The organism is Methanosarcina sp. 1.H.T.1A.1 (assembly GCF_000979295.1).
Taxonomy (GTDB): Archaea; Halobacteriota; Methanosarcinia; order Methanosarcinales; family Methanosarcinaceae; genus Methanosarcina.
Map to the genome: position 1 here is coordinate 1 of NZ_JJQY01000045.1, position 7042 is coordinate 7042.

At 42.9% G+C, this 7042-nt stretch carries 6 protein-coding genes and 1 pseudogene; 5 read left to right on the forward strand and 2 right to left on the reverse strand.

What is annotated here, in order from left to right:
- Positions 1-276, reverse strand: a pseudogene (locus tag EO95_RS04680) (tRNA pseudouridine(54/55) synthase Pus10); the annotation flags it as partial.
- Positions 277-601: 325 nt separating this feature from the next.
- Complete coding sequence (trmY, locus tag EO95_RS04685) at positions 602-1237, reverse strand: tRNA (pseudouridine(54)-N(1))-methyltransferase TrmY (protein WP_048132610.1); 636 nt, start codon at positions 1235-1237, stop codon at positions 602-604.
- A gap of 235 nt (positions 1238-1472) precedes the next feature.
- Between trmY and EO95_RS04690 the strand changes: the two genes are divergently transcribed.
- The 5 genes from EO95_RS04690 to EO95_RS04710 all read left to right on the forward strand — a co-directional run.
- The gene (locus tag EO95_RS04690) at positions 1473-2129 is read left to right on the forward strand and encodes a metallophosphoesterase family protein (protein ID WP_048132614.1); all 657 of its coding nucleotides are present in this window, start codon (positions 1473-1475) and stop codon (positions 2127-2129) included.
- A gap of 382 nt (positions 2130-2511) precedes the next feature.
- Positions 2512-3753 (forward strand): MgtC/SapB family protein, encoded by a 1242-nt coding sequence (locus EO95_RS04695; RefSeq protein ID WP_048132616.1) that lies wholly within the window; start codon positions 2512-2514, stop codon positions 3751-3753.
- Positions 3754-4550: 797 nt separating this feature from the next.
- Positions 4551-5099 (forward strand): hypothetical protein, encoded by a 549-nt coding sequence (locus EO95_RS04700; RefSeq protein WP_048132618.1) that lies wholly within the window; start codon positions 4551-4553, stop codon positions 5097-5099.
- A 397-nt stretch (positions 5100-5496) separates the two neighbouring features.
- A complete protein-coding gene (locus tag EO95_RS04705) occupies positions 5497-6126 on the forward strand; it encodes a cell surface lipoprotein (protein ID WP_235282862.1) in 630 nt (209 codons plus the stop codon).
- Between the two features lie 24 nt (positions 6127-6150).
- Positions 6151-7042 (forward strand): tRNA (guanine(26)-N(2))-dimethyltransferase (locus tag EO95_RS04710; RefSeq protein WP_048132621.1); only part of this gene is annotated, 892 nt, incomplete at its 3' end.

A 7042-nucleotide genomic window follows, 5' to 3' on the forward strand; every position in this document is an offset into this window, starting at 1 on the left:
GAACTGGTCAAGGCAGACCCAGCACTGCTCATCTTCTCCCTCAATTCTGAGAGTTTTCCTTGCACGGGCACTGCAGGAAACAAGTTCCTTTAAGAGAGAGTCGTCATTTTCACTTTTGTAAATGCGGTCCCCTTCAAGGACGAGGGCGAGTTTCATTGCCTGCCCGCGCTCTTTGTTGCTGAGGCCTGTGGACAATTTTGCAAACTGACGGCCCATGCAGTGGTCACAGATAGGGCCTTCGTGCAGAATCTTTTTTGAAATTTCAAGTACATCCATTTGGTTTCACGTTCTCTAAGCTCTTTGTTCGGGAAATATATATGGGGAGTGGAGAATGAAAGATAATTTTGAAAGTATTGACAGATAATATTGAATGATAATATTGAAAGATAATATTGACAAATTATATTGAAAGATATTATTGAAAGATATTATTGAAAGATATTATTGAAAGATATTATTGACAGATTATATTGAGTGTAGTAGAGATGATGCGCAAATTTAAGGCATGTGCCTGAAAAGGCACATCCGGATAAGTTTCTATCCTGATACAGGGAAATGGGATATAACTTTTTGGATAAAAACCTGATTCAAAAATCGCAGCTCACTCCTCAGTTCCGGAGTTTTCTCCTCCTGGAATTTCCCCTCTTTTTGCTTCAACCCTGTCCAGTTCGTTGTGGATAAGGGTTATGCAGTGGTTGGAGTGAAGGGAAATGGGACCAACCGAGATAATCTGTGCTCCTGCTTCAAGAAGCTGTTTTTCCTCTTCTTCGGTAACACCTGTGTGGTCGCCCAGAATAAAAACCGGGTTTCGGATTTCACCGGCAATTTCTCTTATATCCTTTCCGTCTTCTCTAAGATAGAGCAAGGTCCTCCCTTCAAAAGAAGTCAGCAGGGACTTTAAGTCTCCTTTACGGATCCAGACGCCAGGCGTGGACCGGGTATCCAGTTCAGTTGTATTTTTCAGAAGGGCTTTACTGATAAGCGAACCACTGCTTCTTTCGTCCGGATTCAGGTATCTCAGGTGGAGCCCTTCAAACCTGATTATTTTTCCGGGCTCAGGCTCCCCCAGAAGAAGCAGGTGCACGTTTACATCCCTGCGCATTCCAAAAGAGAGGAAAAGGGCAGAGCTTACGCAGCGGCAGAGTATATCCATTCTTCCTGCAGACCCGGGGAGGTCATTTAAAGAAAAATCGCCGCTTGTCATTGCTTTATGCCCTATAATAACGATGTCACGCATGGGGCAGTATATTACGTAAGGGATATAAAAGATGTGTGCATGTCCACAGAATAACACATAACATAAAGTGTAACAGAGATTGTATATAATAATTCAAACTAAAATTAAAAATCATAATTAACAGATCATAGAATTAACAGATCATAGAATTAAACATAGAATTAACAGATCATAGAATTAAACATAGAATTAACAGATCATAAAATTAAAAGATCATGATAAGGACGGGATAAGGATGAAGATACTCGCTATTTCCGACCCCCATGGGGATTATTCGAAGATAAAAAAGATCATAGAACGAGCTGGGGCCTTCGACCTTGCTGTGGTAGTCGGAGACATTACCAATTTCGGGCCCGATGAGAAGGTAGAAGAGCTGGCTGAAATGTTTGATAAGCCTGTGCTTGCAATTCCCGGGAACTGCGACCAGAGGAGCATCCTGAAAGCCCTTGAGAATTCAAAAGCCGTAAACTTGCACGGAAAAGCTGAGCAGATTGGAAATATCCGGTTTATCGGGCTTGGGGGCTCAAACCCCACCCCTTTTAATACCCCTTTTGAGCTTTCCGAAGACGAAATCGAAAATGCCCTTGAAGGAATGGTCTGCTCAGCCGAAGACTCAGGTGAATGCGGGACAATAGTGCTCCTGACTCACGCCCCACCCCACGGGGCAAGAGACGAGCTGCCTTTCGGACATGTGGGCAGTAAAGCTATCCAGAAGTTTCTGGACAGGGTTGACCTGATGGTCTGCGGGCACATCCATGAAGCAAAAGGCATTGAACAGATCGGAAAAACAGTTGTTGTAAACCCCGGGGAAGCCTGCAAAGGTTCCTGCGCCCTTATAACTATTGAAGAAACCGAAAACAAATCAATTGAGGTTGAATTCGTGGAAGTATAAAACAAGTTTTAGTCGGATTTAATCAACCATATTTAATCAACCAGATCTCAATTGACCGGATCTCAATTACCCAGGGTCGACCAGGTTTTCGGAGTAATCGGTATATTAGAGAGATTTCCGAGTACTCTGAACCTTTTTCTCCTTTGAGGAGTATATTCATTAACAAGAACATCCTTACTATCTAATTATATTTAGTTTCACATCAATTTAGATAATGTCTTCCCATATAATGGAGTGAACAGGATCTTATAGAACTCACTTTAACGACATATAGAACTCACTTTAATTACATTGTTTTGTTTGAGTATGGAATTACAGCCAGAAAAATCTGAGAGGTTGAGCTACGGACGTAATTAGCGAGTTCGGTTTTGATCCGGTTTTTGTGGATTTCCTGACAAAACTTGCCGTTGCATTTTTGATAGGGATCATGGTAGGGGTGGAAAGGGAGCACAGAGGCCTTGAACACGAGATTTTTGCGGGCGTCAGGAGTTACAGCATAACCTGCATAACAGGTATGCTCGTTGCTCTTGCAAGCGAATCTGCAGGTCCGGGTTTCGTTTACGTAGCCACGCTTTTCTTTGCAGCTATCTGTTCCATAATTGCCTATTCCAAGATATTTCTCTATAAGCGGATAGGGGTTACAAGTCCTATCACTCTCTTCTTTATTTTCGTGATGGGTGTCCTTGTTGGCTATGACTACGGCCTGTTTGCGATTGTCTCTTCAATAGTTGTATCTTTCCTCCTGATCCAGAAGCAGCCCCTTCACCAGTTTGCAGGAAACCTGACAAAAGAAGAGCTTTACAATGCCATACAGTTTCTGGCTGTTGCTTTCATACTTTATCCGGTGATGCCGGAAAGACAGTTTTTCGGGCTTGTAAACCTCAGGTCTGCAATTCTTATTGTGATTCTTGTTTCCCTTATCAGTTTTTCAAGCTATGTTCTCCTGAGAAAGTTCGGGGCAAAACGCGGCCTGTGCTATTCGGGTTTTCTCGGGGGCTTTATTAACAGCGAAGCTACCACAGGAGCACTTGCAGGGCTCTCCAAAAGAACAGAGGGGATGACCGATCCCGTACTTACAGGAATTCTACTCTGCAATATTTCCATGCTCATTCGAAACCTTGTATTAGCCTTTATAGTTGACCCGACAGGCCAGACAACCCTGTTTATGCTTCCTTCCCAGCTTGTACTTATCACTGTTTCCATAGCAATAACTCTCAGACATAGTAAGAAATTCTGCCCGATGGGTGGGGGGGAACTTAAGATTCAGTCTCCTTTCTCACTTGGTCAGGCATTTAAATTCGGCATTGCTTTTACCCTTATTCTCATCGTAGGAAACTTTGCCTATGACTTTGCAGGGACCGTCGGAATATACATAACTGCCCTCGGAGCTCTTTTCAGCAGCTCTGGGGTGATAGTCTCCGTAACCCTCCTTGCCGTAAGCGGAAATATCTCCTACGAAGTTGCAGCAAATACTGCAGTTCTTGCAAGCCTTGTAAGTACTGTAAATAAAATTCTGCTTTCAAAGATTTCAGGTTCTGCGAGCCTTTTCTCCCTTGCTAAAAACGCATTCGGAATCATTGCAGTCACCGGGACCGTGGCTTTGCTTTTATGGAACATCCTGTGAGAGAAAGCAAGATGGGGATGCTTCAGGCATGAAACTGTAGTCTGGAAAAACCTTAACAAGCCAAAACGCTCATTTACGCTGGTAAGTGAAGAGGGCCTTTTCGAGAATTCGGTCATCAGCTATGGAAAAAGTTTTTCATATACCTTTAATGAAGCCGGAGACTACACTTTTAAGCTGGAGGAGATTCCTGGCTCAGAGCTCATTCTAATAGTGAAGTAAGAGAAATAAGATGGAAAAGCAAATACGGGTCCCTGGCTGGTAAGCTAGCTCAAACTGAAGCTAATTCAGGTAAAAATGAAGGTCAGCCTTTCCAGAAGGGAATCATTTTTTGATAATTTTACTTTTTTTCATTAACCTGCATTCTAAAAATATCTCTCGAAGGTATTGTGCGGGTTGTTTTGAGCCATAAGGGCCTTTTAAGGTAAGAATTGTTTTATTCTAGATGGAAGTGTTTTTTGATGTGTCTAAAATATCTTTATATGCAAGCAAAGCACTTAAATTTCATAAGGAGTTTTGCTTTGAAAAACAGATATATATAAAAGAAATATGCAAAAATATATTTATATGTACCTAAATGGTACAGGAAAAGCTAAAAACTTGAAAAAAGAGAAGTGTCCATTAAAGCAAGAACTTAAGCTTAAATATCATTCGTTATTACGTACACAATACTATATTATTAATATTCGAATGATTTAGTTATCTTAACATCAATCCATCAAAAATATAACTATGCGGCACTTTGAATTATTTCCGCAGATTTCCTAATTCCATAACCAAACGAGATTGTGGGGAATAAAATGAATACAAAAATAATTGTTCTACTTCTAGTCTTAGGTGTAGTTTTGTTCTCGGGATGTGCTGGAAATGAACAGCCCTCCCCGGAAGAAAACGCGACACCTGAAGAAACAGTAACCCCGGATGAAATTGCAACTCCGGAAGAGACGGAAACACCGACAGAGACTGAAACTGAAACTCCGGACGAAGTTGAAACCCCGGTAGTAACGGAAACAGAGGAAGAAGTAACTCCGGTAGAAAATGAGACTGAAGAAGGACCGACAGTTACCACACCAGATATAAGAAAAACTCCCTATACTATAAGGTTGGACAATTTCAGGGCATATCCCTCAAGCCTTGATATCAAAGAAGGAGAAACAGTTGCCTGGATAAACTATCAGGAAAGCCCGAGGAGAGTCTTTACCCTTACCAGTGAAGAAGACCTCTTTGAAGACGCGAGCCTTGTGTACAGGCGTTCCTTTGCGTATACCTTCAATGAAACCGGGACTTATACCTTCACCATTATCGGGCAGCCCAGAATGGATGTCAATATAACTGTGAACGAGCTCTGAATAAGTCTTCAGAATAAGTTTTCTGAAGGAACTAATGGATAAAATATCTCATAAAGCTTATACAGGCTTCATCTGGAAAGGTGGCAAAACTTTCCAGTAAACTCATTTTTTTCAGATTTTAAATCTTTGCCGCTCATTTCCATTTCTGATAACTTTCCCCTTCCTCATCCTGAATAAACAAGGCTTAGAGGTAAAAAGCCAGCTAATATGCCAATTAGCTAATATGCCAATTAACCGTACTTCCGGAAATTAGTTTTTTTCAGGGTAAAAACCGTAAAATCGATTACAGACAAACTATTTTTTAATATAAAGCTTATTATAAGAAAGTGTTATTATTTAATAGGGCTTATATTGAATTGGGAGTAAAAAAGTAAAGCTTACGCAGGGGGAAGTAATAGTGATAAAAAAGCTCATTCTGCTCCTTATAGTCCTGTCAGTGTTAGTGTTTGTCTACCTGAATTGGGGAGGAAATCAGGGGCAAGAAGAGGACGGCCTGGAGGATTCCGGCGGTTCAGGCGGTTCAGGTGGGACGCCGATTCTTGAAGAAGTGCAGACACCGGAAGAGGCAATAACGTCAGAAGAAATGGAAACGCCGGTGGAAACGGAAACATTAGAGGAAGCGGGGACGCCGCAAGAAACAGAAACAGCCGGAGAGGGAGAAACACCTCTAGAAACGTTAACTCCGGGTATGGGGGATGAAATTCAAGACGAGCAAACCGAAAACGTGACCGATGACGAAGAAGTCGAGATTGTGCAGCCTGCTGGAACCGAGCCAGAAACATACCTCGTAAGGCTCAAGAATTATCTATTTATTCCCTCCGAGCTGGAGGTCAATACAGGGGATATAGTTGTATGGAGAAATTTCGAAGAATCCATTGTCTTTACCCTGAGCAGCAAGGAAGGGCTTTTCGAGGATCAAAGGCTTGGATACGGAAACACCCTGAAATACACATTCAATGAAACCGGAAGCTACAATTTCAACGCACGTGAATATCCTAACATGCAGATGACCATCACTGTAAAATAATATCCCAAAGTATAGCAGCTTTAGATGATATGTAGAACTATAGTGGAAGGGACAACAAAAATTTCGGTTCCGGTCCCGCCTCCGGACGCAAATTTCCCTCCCTCGGCAGCGCCGGTGTTCTATAACCCGGAGATGGAATTGAACCGTGATATCAATGTTGCAGCAACTGCAGCATTTGTGGAGAGGCTTCTTTCGAGAAAAGACATACAGAGAGAGGAGATCCGCTACGTGGATGCCTTTTCAGCATCAGGAATCAGGGGGCTAAGGATCGCAAGGGAAGTCGGAATACATGCGACAATGAATGACTGGAGCCCTGAAGCCTTTGAACTTATAAAGGAAAATATAACAATTAACGGGCTTGAGGAAAAAGTTCAGGCTACACGCAAGAACGCAAATGTTCTGCTTCATGAGCAGAAATTCCATATCGTGGATGTCGACCCTTTCGGAACTCCTGCGCCTTACCTTGATGCATCCGCAACTTCGGCGCAGAGCATGCTCTCGGTAACTGCAACAGATACTGCTCCTCTCTGTGGAGCCCACCTGAACTCTGGAATCAGAAAGTATGCAGCCGTACCCCTTAATACGGAATATCACAGCGAAATGGGCTTAAGGGTCCTGCTCGGAGCCTGTGCCAGAGAACTTGCAAAACACGAAAAAGGGATGTTGCCTCTGCTTTCCCATGTCACGCGCCATTATGTTCGTAGTTACATTGAAGTGCTCCCCGGGACTAAACAGGCTGACAGGACCCTGAAGTTTATGGGATTCAGTATTCATTGCCCTAAATGCGGGTTCAGAGAGTCTGTCCATGGGCTTGCCGTCCATATTGACCGGGAATGCCCTGCCTGCGGAGCACTGACAAAGATTGCAGGACCTTTGTGGCTGTCTCTTATACACATCTCCGAGCCCACGAGACGGA

What these genes read in the sequence shown, in the direction of transcription:
- trmY (WP_048132610.1), bottom strand. Translation starts at nt 1,237, where the DNA reads ATGCGTGACATCGTTATTATAGGGCATAAAGCAATGACAAGCGGCGAT.
- EO95_RS04690 (WP_048132614.1), top strand. Translation starts at nt 1,473, where the DNA reads ATGAAGATACTCGCTATTTCCGACCCCCATGGGGATTATTCGAAGATA.
- EO95_RS04700 (WP_048132618.1), top strand. Translation starts at nt 4,551, where the DNA reads ATGAATACAAAAATAATTGTTCTACTTCTAGTCTTAGGTGTAGTTTTG.